The organism is Sandarakinorhabdus sp. AAP62 (assembly GCF_000331225.1).
Lineage (GTDB): Bacteria > Pseudomonadota > Alphaproteobacteria > Sphingomonadales > Sphingomonadaceae > Sandarakinorhabdus.
Genome location: NZ_ANFY01000007.1, coordinates 319,233 through 344,473 on the forward strand (window position 1 = coordinate 319,233; position 25,241 = coordinate 344,473).

General features: G+C 66.9%; 25 protein-coding genes. 14 read left to right on the forward strand and 11 right to left on the reverse strand.

Annotated features, from left to right (window positions below; translation table 11 throughout):
- Nucleotides 1-17: 17 nt before the first annotated feature.
- From D619_RS0107990 to lepB, 6 genes are read left to right on the forward strand one after another with little or no spacing between them, the layout of a single operon-like run.
- On the forward strand, nt 18-2,126 hold the full coding sequence (locus D619_RS0107990) for a bifunctional (p)ppGpp synthetase/guanosine-3',5'-bis(diphosphate) 3'-pyrophosphohydrolase (protein ID WP_017668058.1): 2,109 nt from the start codon (nt 18-20) through the stop codon (nt 2,124-2,126).
- A gap of 57 nt (nt 2,127-2,183) precedes the next feature.
- Nucleotides 2,184-2,765: an orotate phosphoribosyltransferase gene (gene pyrE, locus D619_RS0107995; protein WP_017668059.1), complete on the forward strand. Its 582-nt coding sequence runs from the start codon at nt 2,184-2,186 to the stop codon at nt 2,763-2,765.
- Complete coding sequence (locus D619_RS16070; RefSeq protein WP_017668060.1) at nt 2,762-3,793, forward strand: serine hydrolase domain-containing protein; 1,032 nt, start codon at nt 2,762-2,764, stop codon at nt 3,791-3,793. Before pyrE ends, D619_RS16070 begins: the two co-directional genes overlap by 4 nt.
- Nucleotides 3,790-4,551: a pyridoxine 5'-phosphate synthase gene (locus D619_RS0108005; protein ID WP_017668061.1), complete on the forward strand. Its 762-nt coding sequence runs from the start codon at nt 3,790-3,792 to the stop codon at nt 4,549-4,551. The genes D619_RS16070 and D619_RS0108005 overlap by 4 nt, the downstream gene beginning before the upstream one ends.
- 8 nt (nt 4,552-4,559) lie before the next feature.
- Nucleotides 4,560-4,979 carry a holo-ACP synthase gene (gene acpS / locus D619_RS0108010; protein WP_033373241.1) on the forward strand — a complete coding sequence of 140 codons (420 nt, stop codon included), beginning with the start codon at nt 4,560-4,562 and terminating at the stop codon, nt 4,977-4,979.
- Complete coding sequence (gene lepB / locus D619_RS0108015) at nt 4,976-5,791, forward strand: signal peptidase I (RefSeq protein WP_017668063.1); 816 nt, start codon at nt 4,976-4,978, stop codon at nt 5,789-5,791. Before acpS ends, lepB begins: the two co-directional genes overlap by 4 nt.
- A gap of 280 nt (nt 5,792-6,071) precedes the next feature.
- On the opposite strand, the gene D619_RS16075 is transcribed toward lepB, so the two are convergent.
- Both D619_RS16075 and rpsU read right to left on the reverse strand, forming a co-directional pair.
- Nucleotides 6,072-6,590 (reverse strand): FKBP-type peptidyl-prolyl cis-trans isomerase, encoded by a 519-nt coding sequence (locus tag D619_RS16075; protein ID WP_017668064.1) that lies wholly within the window; start codon nt 6,588-6,590, stop codon nt 6,072-6,074.
- 128 nt (nt 6,591-6,718) lie between these two features.
- Nucleotides 6,719-6,925 (reverse strand): 30S ribosomal protein S21, encoded by a 207-nt coding sequence (rpsU, locus tag D619_RS0108025; RefSeq protein ID WP_017668065.1) that lies wholly within the window; start codon nt 6,923-6,925, stop codon nt 6,719-6,721.
- A gap of 221 nt (nt 6,926-7,146) precedes the next feature.
- Between rpsU and D619_RS0108030 the strand changes: the two genes are divergently transcribed.
- From D619_RS0108030 to feoB, 3 genes are all read left to right on the forward strand, one after another.
- On the forward strand, nt 7,147-7,785 hold the full coding sequence (locus D619_RS0108030; RefSeq protein ID WP_017668066.1) for a COQ9 family protein: 639 nt from the start codon (nt 7,147-7,149) through the stop codon (nt 7,783-7,785).
- Nucleotides 7,786-7,847: 62 nt separating this feature from the next.
- A complete protein-coding gene (locus D619_RS0108035; RefSeq protein WP_017668067.1) occupies nt 7,848-8,102 on the forward strand; it encodes a FeoA family protein in 255 nt (84 codons plus the stop codon).
- A gap of 14 nt (nt 8,103-8,116) precedes the next feature.
- Nucleotides 8,117-9,964 carry a ferrous iron transport protein B gene (feoB, locus tag D619_RS0108040; protein WP_026090845.1) on the forward strand — a complete coding sequence of 616 codons (1,848 nt, stop codon included), beginning with the start codon at nt 8,117-8,119 and terminating at the stop codon, nt 9,962-9,964.
- Here feoB and D619_RS16080 read toward each other — a convergent pair.
- Together D619_RS16080 and D619_RS0108050 are read right to left on the reverse strand one after the other, a co-directional pair.
- Nucleotides 9,930-11,267, reverse strand: a complete 1,338-nt coding sequence (locus D619_RS16080; RefSeq protein ID WP_017668069.1) for an amino acid permease — start codon at nt 11,265-11,267, stop codon at nt 9,930-9,932. The two genes, feoB and D619_RS16080, sit on opposite strands and share 35 nt — an antisense overlap.
- Before the next feature lie 173 nt (nt 11,268-11,440).
- Nucleotides 11,441-11,896 (reverse strand): nucleoside deaminase, encoded by a 456-nt coding sequence (locus D619_RS0108050; protein ID WP_026090846.1) that lies wholly within the window; start codon nt 11,894-11,896, stop codon nt 11,441-11,443.
- 45 nt (nt 11,897-11,941) lie between these two features.
- Between D619_RS0108050 and acs the strand changes: the two genes are divergently transcribed.
- The gene (gene acs / locus D619_RS0108055; RefSeq protein ID WP_017668071.1) at nt 11,942-13,900 is read left to right on the forward strand and encodes an acetate--CoA ligase; all 1,959 of its coding nucleotides are present in this window, start codon (nt 11,942-11,944) and stop codon (nt 13,898-13,900) included.
- Nucleotides 13,901-14,173: 273 nt separating this feature from the next.
- On the opposite strand, the gene D619_RS0108060 is transcribed toward acs, so the two are convergent.
- Nucleotides 14,174-14,770, reverse strand: a complete 597-nt coding sequence (locus D619_RS0108060) for a TetR/AcrR family transcriptional regulator (RefSeq protein WP_017668072.1) — start codon at nt 14,768-14,770, stop codon at nt 14,174-14,176.
- A 72-nt stretch (nt 14,771-14,842) separates the two neighbouring features.
- On the opposite strand from D619_RS0108060, the gene D619_RS0108065 reads away from it, so the two are divergent.
- Entirely contained in the window at nt 14,843-15,730 is an 888-nt protein-coding gene (locus D619_RS0108065) for an SDR family NAD(P)-dependent oxidoreductase (protein WP_017668073.1), read from the forward strand.
- A gap of 3 nt (nt 15,731-15,733) precedes the next feature.
- Here D619_RS0108065 and D619_RS0108070 read toward each other — a convergent pair whose 3' ends face one another.
- Complete coding sequence (locus tag D619_RS0108070; protein ID WP_193743273.1) at nt 15,734-16,255, reverse strand: GNAT family N-acetyltransferase; 522 nt, start codon at nt 16,253-16,255, stop codon at nt 15,734-15,736.
- Nucleotides 16,256-16,348: 93 nt separating this feature from the next.
- On the opposite strand from D619_RS0108070, the gene D619_RS0108075 reads away from it, so the two are divergent.
- Genes D619_RS0108075 through D619_RS0108085 form a run of 3 tightly spaced genes read left to right on the forward strand, consistent with a single transcriptional unit; the run spans nt 16,349 to nt 19,061 of the window.
- A complete protein-coding gene (locus D619_RS0108075; protein WP_017668075.1) occupies nt 16,349-16,852 on the forward strand; it encodes a GNAT family N-acetyltransferase in 504 nt (167 codons plus the stop codon).
- The gene (locus D619_RS0108080) at nt 16,849-17,862 is read left to right on the forward strand and encodes a phosphotransferase family protein (RefSeq protein WP_017668076.1); all 1,014 of its coding nucleotides are present in this window, start codon (nt 16,849-16,851) and stop codon (nt 17,860-17,862) included. Before D619_RS0108075 ends, D619_RS0108080 begins: the two co-directional genes overlap by 4 nt.
- Entirely contained in the window at nt 17,859-19,061 is a 1,203-nt protein-coding gene (locus tag D619_RS0108085; protein ID WP_017668077.1) for an acyl-CoA dehydrogenase family protein, read from the forward strand. Before D619_RS0108080 ends, D619_RS0108085 begins: the two co-directional genes overlap by 4 nt.
- A gap of 142 nt (nt 19,062-19,203) precedes the next feature.
- Here D619_RS0108085 and D619_RS0108090 read toward each other — a convergent pair whose 3' ends face one another.
- From D619_RS0108090 to D619_RS0108115, 5 genes are all read right to left on the reverse strand, one after another.
- A complete protein-coding gene (locus D619_RS0108090) occupies nt 19,204-19,827 on the reverse strand; it encodes an HAD-IA family hydrolase (protein ID WP_017668078.1) in 624 nt (207 codons plus the stop codon).
- A gap of 323 nt (nt 19,828-20,150) precedes the next feature.
- The gene (locus D619_RS0108100) at nt 20,151-20,483 is read right to left on the reverse strand and encodes an iron-sulfur cluster assembly accessory protein (protein ID WP_017668080.1); all 333 of its coding nucleotides are present in this window, start codon (nt 20,481-20,483) and stop codon (nt 20,151-20,153) included.
- Between the two features lie 47 nt (nt 20,484-20,530).
- Entirely contained in the window at nt 20,531-21,526 is a 996-nt protein-coding gene (locus D619_RS17250) for a M23 family metallopeptidase (protein WP_017668081.1), read from the reverse strand.
- 425 nt (nt 21,527-21,951) lie between these two features.
- Nucleotides 21,952-22,410, reverse strand: a complete 459-nt coding sequence (locus D619_RS0108110) for a peroxiredoxin (RefSeq protein WP_033373247.1) — start codon at nt 22,408-22,410, stop codon at nt 21,952-21,954.
- Between the two features lie 2 nt (nt 22,411-22,412).
- A complete protein-coding gene (locus tag D619_RS0108115) occupies nt 22,413-25,175 on the reverse strand; it encodes a bifunctional [glutamine synthetase] adenylyltransferase/[glutamine synthetase]-adenylyl-L-tyrosine phosphorylase (RefSeq protein WP_017668083.1) in 2,763 nt (920 codons plus the stop codon).
- Between the last annotated feature and the right edge of the window lie 66 nt (nt 25,176-25,241).

Here is a 25,241-nt window from a genome sequence, read left to right on the forward strand (position 1 = left end):
CCCCAAGATACTCGGCTATGCTGCGCCAGTATGAATTGGTGGAACGGGTCAAGGCCTATGATCCGGACGCGGATGAGGACCTCCTCAACCGCGCCTATGTGTTTTCGGTGAAAGCACATGGCAGCCAGCTGCGCGCCAGTGGTGACCCCTATTTCAGCCACCCGGTCGAAGTCGCCGGCATCCTCACCGACCTGAAGCTGGACGACAAGACCATCGCGACGGCCATCCTGCACGACACCATCGAGGACACGGTGGCAACGCAGGAACAGATCGAGCGGCTGTTCGGGCCCGATGTGGCCCGGCTGGTCGACGGCGTCACCAAATTGTCGAAGATCGAGACGCAGACCGAAAGCGAGCGCCAGGCCGAGAATCTGCGCAAGTTCCTGCTGGCCATGTCCACCGATATCCGCGTGCTGCTGGTCAAGCTGGCAGATCGGCTGCACAACATGCGCACGCTGCACCATATCGGCAAGGAAGAGAAGCGCCGCCGCATCGCCCGCGAGACGATGGACATCTATGCGCCGCTGGCCGAGCGCATCGGCATGTATGGCTTCATGGAAGAGATGCAGGAGCTGGCCTTCAGCCATCTCGAGCCGGACGCCAGCCAGATGATCAGCCAGCGCATGGCCCGGTTGCGCGACACTACCGGCGCCAACGTCCACCGCATCACCAGTGCGCTTGTCAATCTGCTGACATCCAAGGGCATCGCCGCCACCGTCACCGGCCGCGAGAAGCGCCCCTACAGCATCTGGCGCAAGATGGCGGCACGGCAGATGAGCTTCGAGCAATTGTCCGACGTGATGGCGTTCCGGGTGATCCTCGATGATGAAAGCGACTGTTACCGCGCGCTGGGCGTCGTGCACGGGCGCTGGCCGATGGTGCCTGGCCGCTTCAAGGATTTCATCTCCACGCCGAAGGCCAATGGCTATCGTTCCCTGCACACATCGGTGCTGGTTGGCGGCGAGGCAGCGCGCATCGAAGTGCAGATCCGCACCAGGCTGATGCACGAGGAAGCCGAATATGGCGTCGCCGCGCACTGGGCCTACAAGCAGGGCAGCGACGGCGCCCCGGCACGCGAGGCCTATCCGTGGATCGATGATCTGCTGGACGTGCTGCAGGATGCGGCCAGCCCGGAGGAATTGCTGGAAAATGCCCGGCTGGCGATGTTCCAGGATCAGGTGTTCGTGTTCACCCCCAAGGGCGAGCTGTACCAGTTGCCCGGCGGCTCCACCCCGGTGGATTTCGCCTATGCCGTGCACAGCAATCTGGGCGACAGTTGCGTGGGTGCCAAGGTGAACGGCCGCGCCGTGCCGCTGCGCACCCGGCTGGTGAACGGTGATCAGGTCGAGATATTGAAGGGCAAGGTGAAATCGCCCGATCCGGCGTGGGAGGCCTTCGTGGCCAGCGCCAAGGCCCGCGCCGCCATCCGCCGCCATGTCCGCCACAAGCGCCGCGAGGAATTGCTGGCGATGGGGGCCAAGTTGCTTGACGCCGTGGCGGGCCGGCTGAAGGTGACCTTGAACGACGAGATCATGGGGCCGGCGCTGGGCCGGCTGAAGCTGCATGATCGCGCCGCCCTGCAACTGGCGATGGCGGAAAACCGCCTGTCGGACGATCAGGTCGCCGAAGCGCTGGTGCCCGGCGCATCGACCCGCCCGAGCCGGCCGCGTGGCGCCAAGGCCAAGGCGGCAGCGAGCATTTCGATCGAGGGGCTGACACCGGGCGTTGGCTTCCTGCTGTGCGATCATTGCCGGCCGGTGCCGGGCGATCGCATCGTCGGCATCCGCCACCCCGATGGGCCGATTTCGGTGCACGTGATCGATTGCGATCATCTTGCCGATGAAAGCGGCGAATGGCTGGATGTGAAATGGGGCGCCGAAACGGCTGGCGCCGCGGCACGCATTGCCGTTGTAGTGCACAACCAGCCCGGCGCGCTGGCCAGTCTGGCGGCCAGCATCGCGGCGCACAACGCCAATATCGTTGGCCTGGCGCTGAAACACCGGGACCGCGAGTTCCACACCGACATCGTTGATATCGAAGTGGAAAGCGTGTCGCATCTTGCCACCATCCTTGGCGCGCTGCGCCAGGTTAAGGCGGTGGTATCGGCCGACAGGGTGCGGTTGTAAGGCCGCTTGCGCTGCCATCGGCACACTGCCAATGCGGACGCGACGGGAGTGAAGACGATGACCGATGATGACGTGCTGGCCGAATTCCGCGCTGCCGAGGCGCTGCTGGAAGGCCATTTCATCCTGTCATCGGGCCTGCGTTCCTCTCGCTACCTGCAATGCGCCCGCGTGCTGATGAGCCCGGCGCGGGCCGAGCGGCTGGCGCAGGCGCTGGCCGCGAAGATCCCGGCAGAGGTGAAATCCCGCATCACCGCCGTGATCGCGCCGGCGATGGGCGGCCTGATCTGCGGCTATGAACTAGCGCGCGCATTGGGCGTTGATTCGATGTTCGTCGAGCGGCCGACCGGCACGTTCGAACTGCGCCGCGGTTTCCGGCTGGAACTGGGCCAGCAGGTGCTGCTGATGGAAGATGTCGTCACCACCGGGCTGTCGAGCCGCGAGGCCATCGCCGCCATCACCGCCGCCGGTGGCGAGGTGATCCATGCCGCCTCGCTGGTGGACCGGTCGAATGGCAAGGCCGATCTGGGCGTGCCGTTCACGCCGCTGATCCGGCTGGATGTGCCGAGCTATCAGCCCGACGCGCTGCCGCCCGAGCTTGAGGCCATTCCCGCCATCAAGCCGGGCAGCCGCGCCGCATGATCCCGCTGATCGCCATGATCGCGGCCTTTTACGGACCGGAGCCCGCAGGCCGGGTTGCCGAGACCGCTGATCTTGGCGGCTTTGCTGGCATCGTGCTGCTGTCGGAAGGCGGCAAGGTCACGCTGGAAAAAGGCTTTGGCACCAAGGTACCGCAGCGCATGGTCCGCGCCCGCACGCCCTCCGATTTCCTGCCCGGCGACAGCTGGCGCTGGGCATCGGTGACCAAGCAGATCACCGCCACCATCGCCATGCAGGATGTCGCCGCCGGCCGGCTTGATCTGGATGCGCCGATCACCCGCTATCTGCCGGCCTTCAAGGGGCCGACGGGCAAGCGCATCACCGTGGGCATGCTGCTCGGCCACACATCGGGCCTGCCCGACAGCAATGCCAATGATGGCGCCGCCTTCCGTCCCGGCGCGCGCGTGCTGCCCGACGCCGTGTGCGCCGGCGCGGTGCGCGATCAGCCGGGCGCCAGCTTCAACTACGACAATTGCGATTACATCATCGCCGGCCGCGTGCTCGAAGCCGTCAACCACAAGCCCTATGCGCAGCTGCTCACCGAACGCATCACGAAGCCGCTCGGCATGGCCAGCGTGCGCATTGCTGGCCCGCATGTCGCCGGGCTGGGCGAATCGCCGATCAATCTGGCGGCTTATGGGGCTGCCGGCGCCATCACCGGCACGATCCGCGATCTGTGGCGGTTCGATCAGGCGCTGATCAATGGCAAACTGCTGCCGGCCACGGCCCGCACCACGATGTGGGAAGGCCGACCGCAATATGGCTATGCCGCGCTCGGCCAATGGGCCTACACGGTGCCGCTGCGGGGCTGCGACAGCGCCCAGCGCATCATCGAACGACGCGGAGCCATTGGCGGCGTGCAGGTGCGCAACTATATCCTGCCCGACCGCAACATCGTGCTGATCGCCATGACCAACCGCTCCGACACCGAATTTGGCGAACTTTGGCAGGGTGCCGGGCTGGGCCATGATCTGCTCAGCGCGGCCGCCTGCAAGGCTGTCGACGCATGACCAGTCACTTGCGCCCCACCCACCTCCGACTGGGCGTCAACATCGATCATGTCGCCACCATCCGCAACGCGCGTGGTGGCCTGCATCCCTGCCCGCTGCGCGCGGCCGAAGTGGCCGCCGCCGCCGGGGCCGATGGCATCACCATCCATCTGCGTGAAGATCGCCGCCACATCACCGATGCTGATCTGATCCGGCTGAGCGGCGCCATCGCGCTGCCGATCAACCTCGAAATGGCCGCCACCGATGAAATGCTGGCCATCGCGCTCGCCCACAAGCCCCACGCCGCCTGCATCGTGCCGGAACGCCGCGCCGAACGCACGACCGAAGGCGGGCTGGATGCCGCCGGCCAGCACAACACGCTGCAACCGATCGTGGCGCGGCTGCAGGACGCCGGCATCCGCGTCTCCCTGTTCATCGCGCCGGATGATCGCCAACTGGAGGCTTCGGCCCGGCTGGGCGTGCCGGTGGTGGAACTGCACACCGGGCCCTATGCCCACGCCGTGACGCCGGAACAGATTGCGGCTGAACTGGCCCGGCTGACCCGGGCCGCCGAAACCGGCGCCGCGCTGGGCCTCGAAATGCACGCCGGCCATGGCCTCACCTACGACAATGTCTTGCCTGTCGCAGCGCTGCCGCAGCTGGCCGAACTCAACATCGGCCATTTCCTGATCGGCGAAGCGGTGTTCGTCGGCCTTGATGCCGCCATCCGCCGGATGCGCGGCTTGATGGACAAGGCACGGCAGGACTCTGGCGCTTGAGCAGCCTGATGATCCCATCCGGCCTGGCGCTGATCGGGCTGGGGTCCGACCTGTGCAATATCGAGCGGATCGCCAACAGCATCGATCGCTTTGGCGACCGCTTCATCAACCGCATCTTCACCGATATCGAACAGGCCAAGGCCAACCGCCGCGAGCTCACCCGCGCTGCCACCTTCGCCAAGCGTTTTGCCGCCAAGGAAGCCTGTGCCAAGGCGCTGGGCACCGGCTTTCGCCAGGGCGTGTTCTGGCGCGACATGGGCGTGGTCAACCTGCCCAGCGGCCAGCCTACCCTGCAGCTTTCCGGCGGCGCGGCGGCAAGGCTGGCACAAATCACGCCCAGCGGGCATAAGGCGGCGATTCATCTGACGATGACTGACGACCATCCCTGGGCGCAGGCCATCGTGCTGATTACCGTGAGTGTGGAATGAGCGAAGCTGTGGCGACCAAGAAGAAGATCAACTGGGCGGAGGAAGCCTGGCAGCTTTTCCTGCTGGCGCTGGCCGTACTTGCCGTCCACACGGCGGTGGCCAAGCCCTTCTATATCCCGTCCGGCTCCATGCTGCCCGGGCTGCTCGTGGGCGATCGGCTGATCGTGTCGAAATATCCCTATGGCTATTCCTATCTGTCGCCGTCGCTGAACGTGCTGCCCAAGCTGGATGGTCGGCTGTTCGGCAGCCTGCCCGAACGCGGTGACATCGTCGTGCTGAAATCCCCCATCGCCCAGGACGACTGGATCAAGCGCGTCATCGGCCTGCCCGGCGACACGGTGCAGATGAAGGATGGCCAGTTATGGCTGAATGGCCAGCCGGTGCCCAAGCTGAAGCTGGCCGATACGGTGATGAAGGTGACGCCCAACAGCGATTGCGCCACCATGATCGACGCGCAATATCGGGTGATCACGCCCGACGGACAGGCCGAATGCCATCTGCCGACCTATCGCGAAACGCTGCCCGGCGGCCGCACCTACACCGTGCTCGATCTGGCCAACCTGCCGCAGGACAATACCGAGCCCGTGCTGGTGCCGGAAGGCCATGTGTTCCTGATGGGCGACAATCGCGACAATTCGGAAGACAGCCGCTTTCCGGCCGAAGTTGGCGGGCTGGGCCTGCTGCCGGTGGAGAATATCGTCGGCCGCGCCGAGTTCACCACCTTCAGCCTGGATGGTTCGACCAGCTTCAACCCGGTGACGTGGGTGACCGCCCTGCGTGACCGCTGGTTCCTGTCGCTGCGGGATAATTGAGCAAGAAAGGTGCCTCCGGCGGGCAGGCCTGAGGCCTGCACCCGTTTGTTTTTACGATCCAAATGCTCTGGGTTTGTCGCGCAGACCCGATTGCCGATAGATTGAACCGCTCATGCCGCGCTTGTCGAGGCACTCGCTGACTGTGGTGCGTGCCTCGACAAGCGCGGCATGAGCGGGTTTGGTGCTTCTGCCAAACTGCAATCGACTAAAGCGCACGGCAAACGAAAGCGGGTCCAGGGGCTCAGCCCCTGGCCGCCGGAGGCATCTCTGCCAGGCCCAGTTATTCCGCCGGTTTCACCGCCAGCAGTTCGATATCGAATTCCAGCACCGCGCCGGGCGGGATCACGCCGCCGGCGCCTTGTGCGCCATAGGCAAGCTGCGGCGGCACGACGAAATGATATTTGGAACCGACCGGCATCAGCTGCACGCCTTCGGTCCAGCCCGGAATCACCTGATCGAGCGGGAAGGCCGCCGGCTGGCCGCGCTGGTAGCTCGAATCGAACACCGTGCCGTCGATCAGCTTGCCTTCATAATGCACCAGCACCGTGTCCTTGGCGGCCGGCTTCGGGCCCTGGCCGGCTCTGATCACCTGATATTGCAGGCCCGATGCGGTGGTGATCACGCCGGGCTTGCTCTTGTTGGCGGCCATGTATTTCACATCGGCGGTGCGCACTGCGGCCACCTGGCTCTGGGTACCGGTATAGACCAGCACGCCCACGGTGCCGATCACGACGGCGCCCGCCGCCAACCACTTGCCGATACCGACACCGCCGGCGCTGTTCGTTGCCTGACCTGACATATGTGCCTCGAAATCCGAAAATTGCTGGCGCCTGCTTGGCGCGTGACTGTGCGCAGCGCCTACATGGCGAGGGCCGGGCAGAGGGTCAACCCTGCCCGGCCCTCAGCCGAAATTCAACGAGGGGCGTCTTACTTGATGCCGTCACGTTCCATGCGCTTGCGGTCCATCTTGCGGGCGCGACGGACGGCGGCAGCCTTTTCACGGGCGCGCTTTTCCGACGGCTTCTCGTAATGGCGGCGCAGCTTCATTTCGCGATAAACGCCTTCGCGCTGCAGCTTCTTCTTCAGGGCGCGAAGGGCCTGATCGACGTTGTTATCGCGAACCAGAATTTGCATGAGGTGCCGTCACTCCATTTCGTTCGGGGGCAGCGGCCCCATATTCGGGTTTGTTCGAGAAATAAGGATGCCCACCGAGTCGCCCCGATGACAGAGGCGAGGCCGATAGCAGATGCCCGATGGGCCTGCAAGCGGGGCAGCACGGGCGGCTCGCCGCGCCGAGGCCCCCGCGACGCAAAAGCGACTGTGAAGCCAGGGGCGGGCGCGCTATGAGGGACGCCATGAACGAGGATATCCCGCTCAGCGAGCTTGCTCGCCGCCTGGCCCGGGCGATGCTGCCCCATGTGCCATTCGACGGCTGGAGCCCGGCCGCACTGGCCACAGCCGCCCACGATACCGGCATCGATCCGGATATCGCCGCCATGGCCCTGCCCGATGTCGAAGCCATGTTGAGCGCGTGGACGCAGGACGTGAACGCCCGCATGGCCGAGACGATGGCCGCCAGCCACAACATGAAGGTGCGGGATCGGATCCGCATGGCGCTGGTCACGCGGCTGGAGCAGGGCGACCGCGAAGTGACGCGCCGCGCGCTGAATATCCTGGCGCAGCCGCAGCACGCCGCGTTGTCGGCCAGGCTGCTATGGCAGGCCGCGGATGCCATGTGGCGCGCCGCCGGCGATACCGCGACCGACTATAATCATTACACCAAGCGGCTGATCCTGTCCGGCATCTATTCCGCCACCCTGCTGCACTGGACGCAGGATGATTCGGCGGATTTCGCTGCCACCCGGGCCTTCATCGATCGCCGCATCGATGGCGTGATGCGCTTTGAAAAGGCCAAGGCCAAGCTCACCGGCATGGCGGGCAAGCTGCCCGATCCGGCGCGCTTCCTTGGCCGGCTGCGCTACCCGGCGGTTTAACGCTGGCGCCCCGCGCGCAATATTGATAACGGTTCGCAACTTTCCGCGACCGGACCATCCGCTTGACCAATCATGCCCTTCATCGCCCGATCGACGCGCTGGCCGTGGGCGAAGTGGCGTTGATCGCCGCCATCGATCGCGCCGGGCTGGATCCCGGCACGGCGCAGCGCCTGTGCGAACTGGGCTTTGATGAAGGCGTGGATGTCGAAATCCTGCACCGCGCCCCGTTCGGCGGCGATCCGCTGGCGGTGCGGGTGGGCAACATGGTGGTGGCGCTGCGCCGCGACATGGCCCGCCTGATCGAGGTGGAACCATGAACGCGCCCGTATCCATCACGCGCCAGCCGGTGGTGGCGCTCGTCGGCAACCCCAACGCCGGCAAGACCAGCCTGTTCAACGCGCTCACCGGCAGCCGGCAGAAGGTGGGCAATTATCCCGGTGTCACCGTCGAGCGCAAAGCCGGCCGCCTCGCCCTGCCCGATGGCCGCACGGCCGAGCTGATCGATCTGCCCGGCACCTACAGCCTGTCGCCACGCTCCCCCGATGAAGCCGTGACCCGCGATGCCATCTTTGGCCGCATTGCTGGCGAACGGCCGCTGGATGCGGTCGTGGCGGTGGTGGACGCCACCAATTTGCGCAACCATCTGCGCTTCGTGCTGGAATTGAAGGCGCTGGGCCTGCCGCTGGTGGTGGCGCTGAACATGATCGATCTCGCTGCGCGCGACGGCATCGGCATCGATTCGGCCCGGCTGGGCGCGCTGCTCGATCTGCCGGTGGTGGAAACCGTGGCGGTGCGCCGCCGCGGCCTCGAAGCGCTCGGCGCCGCGCTCGCTTCCCGTATCGGCGATACGCCGCCAGCGCTGCCGCAGGAACGCCCCAGCGACGTGCGCGCCCTGCAGAAACAGGCCCGCCAACTGGCCGCCACGGTGCAGACCAGCACCGGCAGCGCCAGGGCCTGGTCGCAGCGCATCGATGCCGTGGTGCTGCAGCCGCTGGCCGGCCCGCTGCTGCTTGCCGCCGTGCTGTTCTTCATGTTCCAGGCGGTGTTCAGCTGGGCTGAAGCGCCGATGGGCTGGATCGAGGCCGGGGTGGCGGCGCTTCAGGTCGAACTGGCTGCCGCCCTGCCCGAAGGCTGGTTCCTGTCGCTGCTCAACGATGGCGTGCTCGCCGGCGTCGGCGCCGTGGTGGTGTTCCTGCCGCAGATCCTGATCCTGTTCCTGTTCATCATCACGCTGGAACAGACTGGTTACATGACCCGCGCCGCCTTCCTGATGGACCGGCTGATGGCGCGGGTCGGCCTCAATGGCCGCGCCTTCATCCCGCTGCTGTCCAGCTTTGCCTGCGCCGTGCCGGGCATCATGGCCACCCGCACCATCGATTCGCCGCGCGACCGGCTCACCACCATATTGATCGCGCCGCTGATGACCTGTTCGGCGCGCCTGCCGGTCTATGCCGTGGTGATCGGCGCCTTCATACCGGCCCGCGATGTCGGTCCGTTCGGTCTGCAGGGGCTGGTGTTGTTTGCGCTCTATCTGGCCGGCATATTGGGCGCGCTGGTCGCCGCCTTTGCTCTCAGGCGCACCGTCACCAAGGGCGCGGCGCCGCCGTTCCTGATGGAGATGCCGAAATATCAGTGGCCGGCGCTGCGCGACGTTGGCCTGGGCCTTTATGGCCGCGCCACCGCCTTTCTGCAGCGGGCCGGCACCATCATCCTGGCTTCCACCGTCGTGCTGTGGGCCATGGCCAGTTGGCCGCAACCGCCGGTTGGGGGCACCAAGCCGCCCATTGAATACAGCCTTGCCGGCAAGATCGGCAGCGCGCTGGAACCGATCTTCGCCCCCATCGGCTTCAACAAGGAAATCGTCATCGCGCTGGTGCCCGGCATGGCGGCGCGCGAAGTGGCCGTCTCCGCGCTCGGCACCGTCTACGCCCTCAACGATGTGTCCGAAGACAATGCCGGCAGCCTGATCGAGCGGCTGCGCAGCGCCTGGCCACTGCCCACGGCACTGGCTTTCCTGGCCTGGTTCGTGTTCGCGCCCCAGTGCATCTCAACGCTGGCCATCACCCGCCGTGAAACCGCCAGCTGGCGCTGGCCGATCTTCATGTTCAGCTATCTGTTCGCGGCGGCCTATGTGGCGGCGGGCGTCACTTACCATCTGGCGGTTGCAGCGGGGCTTTGAGAGCGAAGCGCACGCCCAGCCCAAGGCCCAGCATGCCGAAACTGATCGCGCTTCCGGTCCAGCCGACATAGCGCAGCGAGCTTTGCAGCACGAACAGGCAGCCGGCGGTGAAGACCAGCGGCACCAGCGGATAGAGCGGCACCAGGAACGGTCGCTCCACCTGCGGCAGGCGGCGGCGCAGGATGATCAGCGCGGGGCCGGTGAGGGAAAGGAACAGCCAGAACACCGGCGACAGGAAATCCACCATCTGGGCAAAGCCGGTGGAGAGCGACCCCCACGCCACCAGGCACAACGAGACAGCGCACTGCACCCAGATCGCCCGGCGTGGCACGCCGGCCGCCGCGTCCCACGCGGCCAGCCGGCCCAGCGCCGGTTCATCGCCAGCCACGGCATAGAGCGTGCGGCCACCCACAATCACCAGTGCGTTCACGATCGCCAGCGCCGCGATGCCGACGAAGATCACCATGGCAATTTGCCCGGTCTGGCCGAAGGCGATGGCCATCAACTGCGCCGCCGGCGCCGCACTCGCCGCCAGTCCAGCGCCACCCAGGCCTGTGAGATAGGCCCAGTTGGCCAGCAGATAGAGCGCGGTGACCAGCCCCATGCCGCCCACCATCGCCAGCGTCATGTCACGCGGGCGGCGCACTTCGGCCGACAGGGTGGCGGCATCATTGAAACCGCCAAAGGCCAGCATGACAAACACCATTGCCTGCCCGAACGCCGCCGCGCCAAATGGTTGCGGCACCGGCGTCGGCGTGAGCGGCGGCGTGCCGGACGCGATCAGACTGGCGGCGGCCACGCCGAGCACGAGCAGCGCCAGCACATCGGCGCTGACCAGCACGATCTGGCCGCCCGTCGATCGCTTGACGCCCGCCAGATTGAGCCCGGTGAGCACGACAATCGCCAGCCCTGCCACCCCGCCGCGCGCAACGCCCGAAAGCGGCACCAGTTCCGCCAGGTAATCCGCCGCCACAAATGCCAGCATCGCCGCCGACGCCGAGAAGATCACCGCAAAGCGCGACCAGGCAAACAGGAATCCCACGAGCGGCCCATAGGCGAGCTTCAGAAAGCGATAGTCGCCGCCCGGATGCGGGAAAGCGTTGGACAATTCGGCATAGACCAGCGCGCCACACAGCGCGAACACGCCGCCCAGCCCCCACGCCGCCAGCACCAGCGTGTCATTCTGCAGATTGGCCGCGACCAGGCTGGCCGAACGGAAGATGCCGGCCCCCACCACCATGCCGACAACGACGGACGCGGCGGCGAACGGCCCGAGGACACGGCGGGGAGCGGTGGTTGTCATGCTGGCAGCGTGGCGAAGCGATGCGCCGGCGGCAAGCCCCCCTCTCCCCTTGCGGGAGAGGGTCGACTCGGCGAAGCCGAGCCGGGTGAGGGGTGGCCAAGGCGGCCCCGCGAGCGCCCCCTCACCCCGCCGCGCTGGCGCGCGAGTCGCCCTCTCTCACAAGGGGAGAGGGTTCAACGCCGCCCTGCAAAGAAATCCTTCAGCAACGCTGCGCTTTCCGCTTCCGCCACGCCCGCCACCACTTCGGGCCGATGGTGCGCTTGGCGGTGGCTGAACACCCGCGCGCCCTGCTCCACCCCGCCGGATTTCGGATCGGACGCGCCATAGACCACCCGTTCCAGACGCGCCGCCGCAATGGCCGCCGCACACATGGCGCACGGCTCCAGCGTGACGGTGAGGGTGCAGCCCAGCAGCCGTTCGCTGCCCAGCGCCGCACAGGCCGCACGGATCACCAGCATCTCGGCATGGGCGGTCGGATCATTCAACTCCCGGGTACGGTTGCCGGCCAGTGCGATCACCGCGCCCGAAGCATCAGTGATCACCGCGCCCACCGGCACTTCGCCGCGCGCCGCCGCTGCGCGGGCCTCATCCAGCGCGCATGCCATCGCTTTGGAGGGGGGAAAGACCATGCACAACCTCTAGCGGCAAGCAGCGCTGCGGCCTAGTCTGCGCGCATGAGCGACACGATGCACCCCGTCACCCCAGAGGCCCTCGCCATCACGCGCACCACGGCCGAACAATATGCGGCTGCCTATGCGCAGAGCCTCGCTGATCCCGATGGCTTCTGGCGCGGCCAGATCGGCAGACTGGATTGGTACAAGGCCCCCACCATCATGGGGAACTGGTCGTGGGACCAGGTCGACATCAAGTGGTTCGAGGACGGCGTCATCAACGCCAGCTGGAACTGCCTCGACCGCTGGGCTGATGCCGACCCGAAGCGCACCGCCATCATCTGGGAGGCCGATGATCCCAACACCAGCGCCCGCCGCCTCAGCTATGGCGAACTGCGTGACGAGGTGGCGCGCATGGCCAATGCGCTGGTGGCACTCGGCGTCGACAAGGGCGACTGCGTCACCATCTACATGCCGATGATCCCGGAAGCGGCGATGGCGATGCTGGCCTGCGCCCGCATCGGTGCCGTGCATTCGGTGGTGTTCGGTGGCTTTTCCGCCGAAAGCCTGGCCGGCCGCATCGAGGATGCGCAAAGCCGCTTCATCATCACCGCCGACGAAGGCCGCCGCGGCGGCAAGGCGATCCCGCTGAAGGCCATCGCCGACGAGGCCTGCGATAAAGCGGAAGTCGCCGGCGTCAACGTCGAGGCCATGCTGGTCATCCGCCACACCGGCGGCCGTGTCGCCATGGTGGAAGACCGCGATCATTGGTGGCACGAGATCCGCGCCGAGGTGCCGGAAACCTGCACGCCGGAACCGATGAACGCCGAGGACCCGCTGTTCATCCTCTATACCAGCGGTTCGACGGGCAAACCCAAGGGCGTGCTCCACTCCACCGCCGGCTATCTGCTGTGGGCCAATCTCACCTTTGAAACCGTGTTCGATTATCGCGCCGGTGAAATCTTCTGGTGCACCGCCGATGTCGGCTGGGTCACCGGGCACAGCTATATCGTCTATGGGCCGCTTTCCGCCGGGGCGACCGTGCTGATGTTCGAAGGCGTCCCCAGTTACCCGGCCAATGATCGCTTCTGGGAAGTGATCGACAAGCACAAGGTCAACATCTTCTACACCGCCCCCACCGCGCTCCGCGCCATCATGCGCGACGGCGATGAGCCGGTGAACCGCCACGACCTCTCCTCGCTGCGCCTTCTCGGCACGGTGGGCGAACCCATCAACCCCGAAGCCTGGAACTGGTATCATCGTGTCGTCGGCAAGGGTCGCCTGCCCATCGTCGACACCTGGTGGCAAACCGAAACCGGCGGCGCCCTGATCACCCCATTGCCCGGCGCGACGCCCTTGAAGGCCGGCAGCGCGTCGTGGCCCTTCTTCGGCATCGAGCCTGCCCTGGTCGAGGCCGATGGAACCATCATCGCGTGGACACCGGGTGCGGAAATCAGCGGCAACCTCGTCCTCCTGCGCTCGTGGCCCGGCCAGGCCCGAACGGTGTTTGGCGATCACGAACGCTTCACCCAAACCTATTTCACCACCTATCGCGGCCGCTATTTCACCGGCGACGGCGCCCGCCGCGACGCCGATGGCTATTGGTGGATCACCGGCCGGGTGGACGATGTGATCAACGTCTCCGGCCACCGCATGGGCACGGCCGAGGTCGAATCGGCACTGGTCGCGCATCCGGACGTGGCGGAAGCGGCCGTCGTCGGCTTCCCCCATGATGTGAAAGGCCAGGGCATCTATGCCTATGTCACCCTCAACATCGGCATCGAAGCCAGCCCCGAACTCGTCGCCGCGCTGAAAGCCACGGTGCGCGCCGAAATCGGCGGCATCGCCATCCCCGATCACATCCACCTCACCCCCGGCCTGCCCAAAACCCGCAGCGGCAAGATCATGCGCCGCATCCTGAGGAAGATTGCCGAGAACGATTTCGGCGCCTTGGGTGACACCTCGACACTGGCCGATCCGTCGGTGGTCGAAGCCCTGATCGAAGGCCGGCTGAACCGCTGAAGAGGAAGCAGGGCCTCCGGCGGGCAGGGCCTGAGGCCCTGCACCCACTTTCGTTTTGGTGGGGCGCGTGTGTTGCGTTTGCCAGTCATGCTGGCGCAGGCCAGCATCCACCGTTCAGCCTGATCCCGCAGCTGCCACCGATAGCATGGCGCAATGGATGCTGGCCTGCGCCAGCATGACTTGCCTCTGAAATATAAGCAAAAACCCAACCGAAGTGGGTGCAGGGCCTCAGGCCCTGCCCGCCGGAGGCCACTTTTCCTTCAGTCCTGACCGCTACAGCGCCCCCCACCCGGCCAGCAGCGCCGCTGCGCCATCAGCGGCGAGGGGTTCGGGATTGGCGAGATAATTGTCGATGGCCAGCGTGCCGATGCCGTGGACCAGCGCCCAGAGGATCTGGCCGGCATCGCCGGGGCTGATGCCGTGCAGGCGGCCGGCCTGGCCAAGTTCGGCGAGCATGGCGTGGAGAGAGGCGCCGGGCTTTGCAGCGGCGGCGGCGAGTTCGGGGAAGGCGGCGCGGTTGGCCAGTTCCGGGCCTTTCATCAGGCGGTAGAGTTCGGGGTGATCGGCCACGAAGCGGACATAGGCGATGGCGCCGGCCACGATGCGCTGGGCGGGGTCGCCGGGGGCATTGGCGAGGGCAGCGATCTTGTCGCTGTAAAGCTGGTTGAAGCCCGAAGCTGCGACGGCCGCCACGAGCGCCGCGCGATCCTTGAAGTGGTGGTAGGGTGCCATGGCGGAAACGCCGGTGGCGCGGGCGACGGCACGCAGGGACAGGGCGGCGGCGCCGTCGGTTTCGACGATAGTGCGGGCGGCGGCCACCAGCGCCTGTTTCAGGTCGCCATCATAATGCCAGGCCGATTCGGATTTCACTCCCACTCTCTAGCTTGACCATCGCGCCGGCGCAATTTATACAGCGTAAACTTTACATTGTAAGGAAACGTCATGCAGATCGTGATGACCGGCGGCAATCGCGGCATTGGGGCCGAAGCCTTGCGCCACCTGGCGGCCCTGCCCGATGCGCGCATCCTGCTCGGGGTTCGCAATGCGGCGCCGGCAGGCGTGACCGGGCTGCCGCTCGATCTGGCCAGCCTGGCCAGCGTCAACCGCTTTGCCGATGCCGTGATTGCTGCGTTGGACAGCGCCGGCATCGATGCGCTGGTGCTCAATGCCGGCGGGCAGCGGCCCACGGTGGCCGAGCGCTCGGCCGACGGCCATGAACTGACGTTCGCCGCCAATCACCTGGGTCATTTCCTGTTGCTCCACCGCCTGTGGCCGCATCTGGCCGACGGCGCCCGCGTGGTGATCACCAGCAGCGGCACCCATGATCCGGCCGAGCGCACTGGCGTGCCGCCGCCCCTTCACGCCAACGCCCGCTGGCTGGCGGATCCCGCCAGCGACCCCGGCCTTGACCGGAACGCCATCACCGCCGGCATGCGCGCCTATTCCGCTTCGAAACTGTGCAACCTGATGACGGCGATCGTGGCCGCCGGCCGGGCGACACGCGGCATCAGCGTCGTCGCCTATGATCCGGGGCTGACGCCGCAGACTGGCCTGGCGCGTGAACAGATGTGGGTGGTGCGCACGCTGGTGTGGCCGCTGTTGCCGCTGCTGCTGCCTTTCAGCCGCACGATGAACAGCCTGGCCGCCGCCGGGCGCGGGCTCGCCGATCTGGCCACGGCCGAACGCCCGCCGGCGGGCCGTGTCTATGCCTCGCTGCGCAAGGCCCGGCTGACCTGGCCGGCTCCATCCATGCTGGCGCAGGACGGCCCAGCGGCAACGGCGCTGTGGCAGGACAGTCTGGCGATGTGCGGCCTGCCGGGCGACCCCTGATCGTCAGGCCGGCCGCGGCCGTTCCCACAGGCCGACCGGTTCGGCGCGATAGGTGGCTTCGCCGTAAATGGCAAAGCCGCAGCGCCGCGCTACGCCGATGCTGGCAGCATTGCCGGGGTTGATCATCGCCACCGTGCGATCGAAGCGGGTGTCGGCCCATTCCAGCGCGCAGGCCACCGCTTCGCTGGCATAGCCCTGGCCTTGTGCTTCCGGGTGAAAGGCCCAGGCCGCCTCCGGGCAACCGAACGGCGCCACCCCGCTGCGCTCTCCATGCAGGAAGCCGACATCGCCGAGGTGGACATCCTCCCCCGGCCGCGTCACGGCCCACATGCCATAGCCCATCAACTGCCAGTGGCCGGCATAGCGCAGCAGCCGGTTCCAGCTGTCTTCGCGGTTGAACGGCTTGCCGCCGAAATGCGTCACCACCACCGGGTGTGACCACATTGCCGCCAGTCGCTCGAAATCCGCCAGCCGGTGCGGGCGCAGCACCAGCCGCTCTGAAGCAAGGACAGGCAGTTCAGACATCGGAATCAGCATAGGCAGTCGCCATGCCATTATCCAGTAACCGCTTTGTGACAGGCTGTTGCCGCCCCGCCCGATCATGATAGCGAGACGGCGATGATCCGTGTTGCCCACCCTGCGGACCTCCCGCTGCTGCCCGCCATCGAGGCTTCGGCGGCAACCCTGTTTGCCGGCACGGCCATGGCCCATGTCGTGGGCGGTGCGACCACGCCTATGGATGCCCTTGTACGCGGGTTGGCGCATCGCAGCCTGTGGGTGGCAGACGATGACGGACCTTGCGGTTTCCTACTCGCCGCGGCTGAGCAAGGCTGGCTGCATGTTTTCGAACTGTCGGTGGCACGCGGCGCGCAAGGGCATGGGCTGGGCGCAGCCCTGCTGTCTGCGGCCATTGTCGGCGCGCCCGCCTTGGGCTGTGAGCGCCTGTCGCTGACCACCGATCGCTTCCTGGCTTGGAACGCGCCTTTCTATGCCCGGCACGGCTTTGTTGAAATCGCCGCCGATGATCCGTCCCTGCCAGACTGGCTGGCTGCCATGCCGGAACGCGAGGCCGCCAGCGGGTTGGACCTGACTCGGCGTTGCATCATGGTGCGCCAAGCATGAGCGATCTTGACCGGCTTGCCGCCTGGCTGCCCGACCAAGGCCTGGCGCTTGCCCCTGGAGCGCGACTGGAGCGGCTGGGCGGCGGTATCGCCAATCGCAACGAGGGTGTGATGCTCAGTTCTGGCCCGGTTGTATTGCGCCGGCCGCCACCCGGTGTTCTGGCCGCCGGAGCCAGCGACATGGCGCGCGAAGCCAAGGTGCTGGCGGCGCTCAGCGCCCATTTTCCGCTGGTACCGAGCCTGATCGCCTTCTGCGATGACGAATCCGTGCTGGGCACCAAATTCCAGATCATCGAGCGGCGCGATGGTGTGGCGATTGCCGGGGCCTTGCCACCACAAGCCGAAGACGGGCTGGCGCTGGTCGAAACCACGCTACAGGCCATGGCCGCCCTGCACGCGCTCGACCCCGCACCGGTCGGATTGGGCGATCTGGGCAAGCCGGAGGGTTTCAACGCGCGCCAGCTCAAAGGCTGGACGGCACGGGCCGAGGCGGTGTGGCCCGATGGTCTGCCGGCGCACGTGGCCGCGCTGATTGCGGCGCTGGCGGCCCATGTGCCGCCCGAAACCGGCACGCCGGTGCTGCTGCACATGGATCTGAAGCCCGACAATCTGCTCGTCGATCCGGTGACATTGAAGCCAAACGCCATGATCGATTGGGACATGGCGACACGGGGCCCGCGCGGTTTCGATCTCGCCGTGCTGCTGTCCTACTGGATCGAGCCGGGCGATCCCGTCGATGTGAAATCGCTGCAGGCGGTGCCTTCGCTCACGCCCGGCTGGCCAGGCCGGGCGGCGGTGGCAGCGCGCTATCAGGCGATCAGCGGGCACGATCCGGGCGATCTCGTCTGGCCCACGGCGCTGGCGCGTTTGCGGCTGGCGGTGGCGTGGATGCAGCTTTACCGAAAATGGCAGCGCGGCGAGATGGACGGCACGCGCTATGCAGGTTTCGAAACCTTGGCGCTGGCGATCGTTGCCCACGCGCTGGCGCAATATCAGAAAGGTGCCTTGTGACCGATTTCACCCTGCCCGAAGCCACCAAGGCGCTGGCCCGCCGCACCCGCCAGTTCGTGATTGACAAGATCATCCCCTTCGAACGCGATCCGCGCCTGACGCAGCACGGCCCCACCGATGATCTGCGCGCCGAACTGGTGGCGCTGGCCAAGACCGAAGGCCTGCTCACCCCGCAGGCACCAAAGGAACTGGGCGGCATGGGATTCGATCACGCCACCCAGGCCGCCGTGTTCGAAGCGGCAGGCTGGTCCACGCTTGGCCCGGTTGCCATGAACTGCGCCGCGCCGGACGAGGGCAACATGTATCTCCTCTCCCGCATCGCCCGGCCGGATCAGGTGAAGCAATTCCTTGCCCCCATGGTCAGCGGCGAGCGCCGCAGCGTGTTCGCCATGACCGAGCCCGATGGCGCCGGCAGCGATCCCGGTCAGCTCAAGACCAAGGCGGTGTTCAACGGCAACGATTATGAAATCTCCGGCCTGAAATGGCTGATCACCGGGGCGAACGGCGCGAAAACCTGGATCATCATGGCCAACGTGGAGGAGAATCCTCATGGTCCGCACGGCCCCACCCTGTTCCTGTGCGAAGGCGACACGCCCGGCATCCAGATCGAGCGCGTGATGGACTCGATGGACCGCAACTATGTCGAAGGCCATTGCGTCGTGCGCTTCGAAGGGCTGCGGCTCGGCCCGTCGCACCTGCTCGGCGAGATCGGCTCGGCCTTCCGCTATGCCCAGATGCGCCTGGCGCCAGCGCGCCTCACCCACTGCATGCGCTGGCTGGGTGCGGCCGCCCGCTGCCAGCATATCGCGCTGGAACACGCGCGGGTGCGCACCGCCTTCGGCAAGCCGCTGCTCGCTCACCAGGGCGTCAATTTCATGCTGGCCGATAATGAAATCGCCCTGCACCAGGCAAGGCTGGCCATCCGCCACGTCGCCTGGCTGCTGGATGAAGGCGTGCGCGCCCGCCACGAAAGCTCGATCGTGAAGGCCAGCGTGTCCGAAGATCTGTTCAAGGTCGCCGATCGCTGCGTGCAGATATTGGGCGGCATCGGCGTCACATCCGAAACCGTCGTCGAAATGATCTTCCGCGACATGCGGCCGTTCCGCCTCTACGACGGCCCGACCGAAGTGCACAAATTCGCCATCGCGACGCAACTGGAGCGACAGGGCAGCGCCTTCACCGATCCGGTGGGGTGGTAACCCTTCTGCTCCCCTCCCTGCAAGGGAGGGGCTGGGGGAGGGTGCGAGCACAACGAGCCCTTCTAACCGTGCGGAAGGGCCCAGGCTCGCCCTCGGCTCGCCACCCTCCCCCGACCCCTCCCTGCAAGCAGGGAGGGGGGACTCAGAACCGCAACCCCGTCGCCGCCGCCAGATCGACCAGCGCCTGGCGCTCACCCGTCACCTTGATCGCCGTCATGCCCAAGGCGGCAGCCGGCTTGCAGTTGATGCCCAGATCATCAAGGTAAACGCACGCCGCCGGCTCCACCCCCAACGCCTCGCACATCATCAGGTAAATGCGCGGATCCGGCTTGCGCAGGCCCACCTTGGCGCTCTCGATGACATGGTGAAACTCGCTCAGGATGTGGCGAACGCTCGGCCCCCAGCCGATATCCTCCTCGCTCGCCACATTGTTGGTGATGCAGCCGATCTTGAACGCCGCCTTGCAGGCCCGCAGCGCTGCCACCATCCCCGGCCGCACATCCCCCGCCAGCAACGGCAGCACATCGCCACCCGGCACATCATGGCCCAGGCTGATCGCTTCCGCACGGAACGCCGCATCAAATTCGCCAGTGCTGATCTCGCTGCGCTCCAGCCGCGCCCAGGCGTTGCCATCGGGATTGGTGGCATTCACCGTGCGGATGAAACCATGCGGCAAGCCACGCTGCGCCTCATAGCGGGCAAAGGCCTCGAACGGCGACGAGGTGATCACCCCACCGAAATCGAAAATCACCGCCTGAATTGCCATGTGCGCGTCCTTGCCGTTGTGACGCCAGTCTTAGGCGCGACCCGCCAAGACTTCACCCGAGAAAAGAACAGGGAGGGCCTCCGGCGGGCAGGGGCTGAGCCCCTGCACCCACTTTCGCTTGGAGCCGGTCCATCATTTGAAGATGTCGTCATGCTGGCGCAGGCCAGCATCCATTGACGCGCATGAACTCACCGCATTGTTCCTGACTGCACGATGGATGCTGGCCTGCGCCAGCATGACGGCGGCTTTTGATTGAGGGCTCGGCAAGAACAAACGGGTGCAGGGTCTGCGACCCTGCCCGCCGGAGGCCAACTTTCTCTGCCTTAAATCGAGAAACTCGACCCGCACCCACAGCCCGAGGCTGCCTGCGGATTCTTCACCTCGAACGCGGCTGCGCCGATCTTTTCGACATAGTCCACCTCGGCGCCGGCCACGAAGGGCAGCGAATCGGGATCGACCAGCATGGTGACGCCGTCGGTTTCGACCGCCGTGTCACCTTCGGCCGGGGCGGATTCGAGGCCGAAGCGATATTGGAAGCCGGCGCAGCCGCCGCCATCGACGGCGAGGCGCAGCATCATGCCGGGTTTGCCCTGGCGCGCGGCGATGGCGGCAACGCGCTTGGCGGCAGCGGGGGAGAGGCGGGGGAGGCTTTCCATGACCGCAATGTAAGGCCCCGGCGGCTGCGCTGCAACCGCTGCTGCGATCAACGGCCGTGGCGGGCTTTCCAGCTGCGGCCGCCGGCCATCACCATGTCGTCGCTGACCAGCGGAGCGAAGGGTTCGTCGCTGGCGATGTTGAGCGGGGCGATCACGGTCGGGCGGCTGCGCACCGGTGCATCGACGCCGAAGCTGGCGAGATCGAGGAAGGGCTGCGGATCAACAGCGCGGCCATCGAGGCGGATTTCGAAGTGCAGATGGGTGCCGGTGGAGCGGCCGGTCGAGCCCATGCCGCCGACGACCTGGCCCTGGCGGATCACATCGCCTTCCTTCACGTGGAAGCGGGTCATGTGGCCATAGCGGGTTTCGAGGCCATTGCCGTGATCGATCACGACCACCTTGCCATAGCCTGCCCACCAGCCGGCGCGGACGACAACGCCATCGGCTGCGGCGTGAATGGCATCGCCGGTCTTGCCGGTCATGTCGATGCCGGCGTGGAAGGCGCCGCCGCCGTGGAACGGATCGGAGCGATAGCCGAAATCGGAAGAGGGGGCCGGGCGGCTCACCGGCAGGAAGGCCGGGATGCGGGCAAAGGTGGCGGTGATGGCGGCGCGGCGGGCGGCATCGGCCTGCAGGTCGCGCACTTGCGGATCGGTGGCGGCGATGAACGGGCCGCCGACGCCGGTGCGGCCAGCCAGGAAGCGATCGGGGTTGAGGCCGAGGCGGCGCAGCACGGCTTCGGCGCGCGGCATGCCGGCGGGGGCGGCGCCGATCAGCGCGGCGACCGGCTGGCCGGCGCGCGGAAGCATGCGCGACAGGGTGGCGGCATCGGTGTGTTCGTTGGTGAGCGCGGCCAGAAATTCACGGCGGGCATCGGCCATGCTGCTGGCCTGGTTGGTGGCGCGGTCGTCCGGCATCATGGCAGACACGGCAAGATCGGCGGAGAAGGCAGCAAGGCTGTCATTGGCTGCGGCAGGAGCGGCGACAACCAGGGCGATCAGCCCCAGCGCTGCCATCTTCAACGTGCCGTTCAGAAAATGCATGACCCAGTGCGACCCTTCGTCAAGCAGGATCAGCGGGCAAACCGGAGCCGTTCACCAGGATCGCTTCCCAGTGCCAGAGCCGCTTGAAACCACTGTCCCCTCTGTCGCCGGTGAACCCGACTGACACGCGATAGAGAGCAGCCGGGGCCGACGCGAACAACCGGGCATTTGGCCCAGAGCGGCCAACCGTTCAGCGCAGGCGATGAATTGTGACCATTGCGTGCCAGAAGCGTGAAACTCTGGCGCTGCCCGGCCGTAGATGGGGTGTGGCAGCTGCTTGATCCGCCGAATGGGCCCGGTCGGAACGCTGTTGCGCGAGGGTGTCGGCGGCGAATCAGGATGAACGGGAATCCCCTTGCCCGATCTCATCCGGTCGCCGCCGGCTATTCACCCGAGTTTCGTTCAGGTGGCGCAGCGTTTCCCGATCAGGCCAGCGTGCGGGCGGCGTCCAGCACGGCGGCGGCGTGGCCGGGCACTTTCACCTTGCCCCACAGCTGCGCCACCGTGCCATCGCGGCCAATGAGGAAGGTGGCGCGTTCGATCCCCATGTATTTCTTGCCGTACATGGATTTTTCCACCCACGTGCCATAGGCCTCGGTCACGTCGCCGGGATCGCTGCCCAGCAATACGGTCAGGCCATATTTGGCGCGGAATTTCGCATGGCTGGCGACACTGTCACGCGAGACGCCGACCACCACCGTATCCGCCGCATCGAAATCGGCCTGCAGGGCGGAAAAATCCTTGCCCTCGTTGGTGCAGCCCGGCGTGTCGTCCTTGGGATAGAAATAGAGCACCAATTTCTTGCCGGCGAAATCGGCCAGGCTGATCGGGCCGGTATCGCCTGCCATGGTGAAGGGGGGGGCGGCGGTTCCGGGTTGGGGCATGCTCATGGGCGTTCTCCTGCACTGAAGATATCTGCCCATGCCACGCGCACGGCCTGTCTGGCGATGGCCAGTTGCTCGGTGAAGCCGGTGAAATTTGCCGCAGCCAGCGCGCGGGCCAGGATCGCCTGCACCGGTTCGGGCAGCGTATCGGGCACGCGGGCGCCGGCAAACAGCAGCCGCAGCCAGATCAGCGTCCGCGCCAGGAAATCATGCGCGGGCTTGAGATCGGCTGGCAACAGGCCGGCGGCGATCAGTTCGTCCAGCGCCACCGGCAGTTCCGGCGAAAGCCCCTTGCCACTGGCAAGCTGGCGGAAATGCACGATGAATTCCAGATCGACCATGCCGCCTGCGGCCAGCTTCACATCGAACCGGCCCTGCGGCGGCTTGGCGGCGGCCATGTCGGCCCGCATCGCCAGCACCGCCTTTCGCAGCGCGGGCACATCGCGCAGGCGCCCCAGCACGTCGGCAATCACCGCCTGCGTCGCCGCGGCCGGCCCGGCGACCACGCGGGCGCGGGTCAGCGCCATATGCTCCCAGCTTTCCGCCTCCTCGCGCTGATAGCGGGCGAAACTGTCGATGGAGAGCGCCAGATTGCCCTTCGCACCCCACGGCCGCAGCCGCGTATCCACCTCATAGAGCGCGCCAGCCGCCGTGGGCACCGAAAGCGCCGTCACCAGCCGCGCTGCCAGCCGGTTGAAATAGGTGGCGGCCGGCAACGGCCTGGCCCCGCCCGAAAGGGTTTCGTGGTGGCCGGTGAACAGGAACACCAGATCAAGATCGCTGGCATGGGTCATCGCCCGGCCGCCGTGCCGGCCCAGCGCCAGCACCAGCAATTCGCCGCCCGGCACCGTGCCATGGTTCACGGCGAATTCCGCTGCCACGGCCGGCAACAGGATGCGCACGGCCGCATCGGCAAGATCGGCCAGGCTGCGCCCCACCGCCAGCGCGCCGGCATGGCCTTCGATCAGCTGGGCACCCAGCTGGAAGCGCACTTCCGCCGTCCAGCGCCGCACCCGATCCAGCACATCTTCAAGGCCGTGGGCACCCTGGCACAGGCTGGCGAGCTGCCCGGTCAAGGCGTCCACATCCGGCAGCGGCGCAAAGGCATCGGGCGACAACATGACATCGAACAGCGCCGGATCACGGGCGAGGGCTTCGGCCAGCACCGGCGTGATGCCGACCAGATTGCCAAGCAGGCCGACCAGGCGCGGATTGGCGCGCAGCAGGGCGAGGAACTGCGCCCCGGCCGGCAGCGCGGCGAGCAGGCCATCAAGCCGATGCGCCGCCGTGGCGGGATCTGTCGCCGTGGCCAGCCGTTCGATCAGCAAGGGCAGCACCGCCTCGAAATCGGCGCGGGCCAATTCGCTGCGCAGGGCGCGATACTTGCCTTGCCGCCAATTGGCGATCAGCGGCGGCAGCAGTTTCACCAGGCCGGGATGATGTTGTTTCAGCCACGCCCTTGGATCGGCCGGCACCACATTTGCCTCTGGCGCGGCGGCCCGGATCAACCGGTCATAGGCGGATGCGACCGGATCAGTGATGGATTTCAACCGGGATTCAAGCGCCTTGGCATCCTTCAGCCCGCACAGCCTTGCCACGGCGTGGCGATCGGCGATCAGGCGCGGAATGGCGTGGGTCTGCTCGTCGCGGCGCATCTGCAGCCGGTGTTCAAGGGTGCGCAGGCTGCGGTAGCTGGCAGCAAGCTGCACGGCTTCGGCACTGTCCACATGGCCGGCAGCCGCCAGCGCGGCCAAGCCATCCAGCGTCGCCGGGCAGCGCAGTTCGGGATCGCGTCCGCCCCAGATCAGCTGGTTGATCTGGGCAAAGAACTCCACTTCGCGGATGCCGCCGCGCCCGCGTTTCAGATCAAAGCCCGGGCCAATCGCCTGGCCGCCTTCGAAATGATCGCGGATGCGCAACGAGACGGACTGGATGTCGCGCACCGCCGTGTAATCCAGGCTGCGCCGCCAAACGAACGGCCGGATGCGGGCGAGGAAATCGGCACCCATGGCCACGTCGCCGCCAACGGCGCGAACGCGGATGAAGGCGACGCGTTCCCAGGTCAGCGCTTCGGACTGGTAATAATGCTCCGCTGCCGCCAGGCTGATCGACATGGGCGTGATCTCGCTCGCCGGTCGCAGCCGTAAGTCGATGCGGGCGACATAGCCATCGGGCGTCAGGTCATTGAGGATCGCCACCGCCCGCCGCACGATCCGCACCGCCGCCTCGCCCGGATCCTCGCCACCCCGGCACGGCACCAGGTCGGGATCATGCAGGAAGATCAGATCGGCATCGCTGCTGTAGTTCAGCTCGCGGCTGCCGAGCTTGCCCAGCGCCAGCGCCACCACACCGCGATTGGGTGCGCCGCGTTCGGCCAGCGCGGCGGCAATCGCGGCATCGATGGCGGCATCGTTGAAGTCCGACAGCGCCGCCGTCACCTGCTCCAGCGGCCACAGGCCAGCCAGATCCGCCAGCGCCACCACCAGTGCCACATCGCGCCGCGCGGTGCGCAGGCGCGGCATGATCGGCTGCGCATCGTCTGCCGCCAGCGCCAGCGCGGCGGCGAGGGCCGCATCAGGCCCGGCGGCAGCAAGCGTTGCCAGCGTCGCCTGCCGGCCGCGGATCAACCCCTTCAGAAACGGTGCATCGGCCCAGGCGGCAACCGCTGCGTTGGTGAGCGCGGGCGACAGGCCAGCCGGCAGCAGCGGTGCCAGATCAGCCGCCAGCTCCTTTGGGGGCACAGTTGCGGGCAGGGCAAACTCCATGCCACCCTGATGCCAGCGCGTTCAGCCGCCAGCAAGCCGCGTCGCGGCATGAGGGGCCAACAGGAG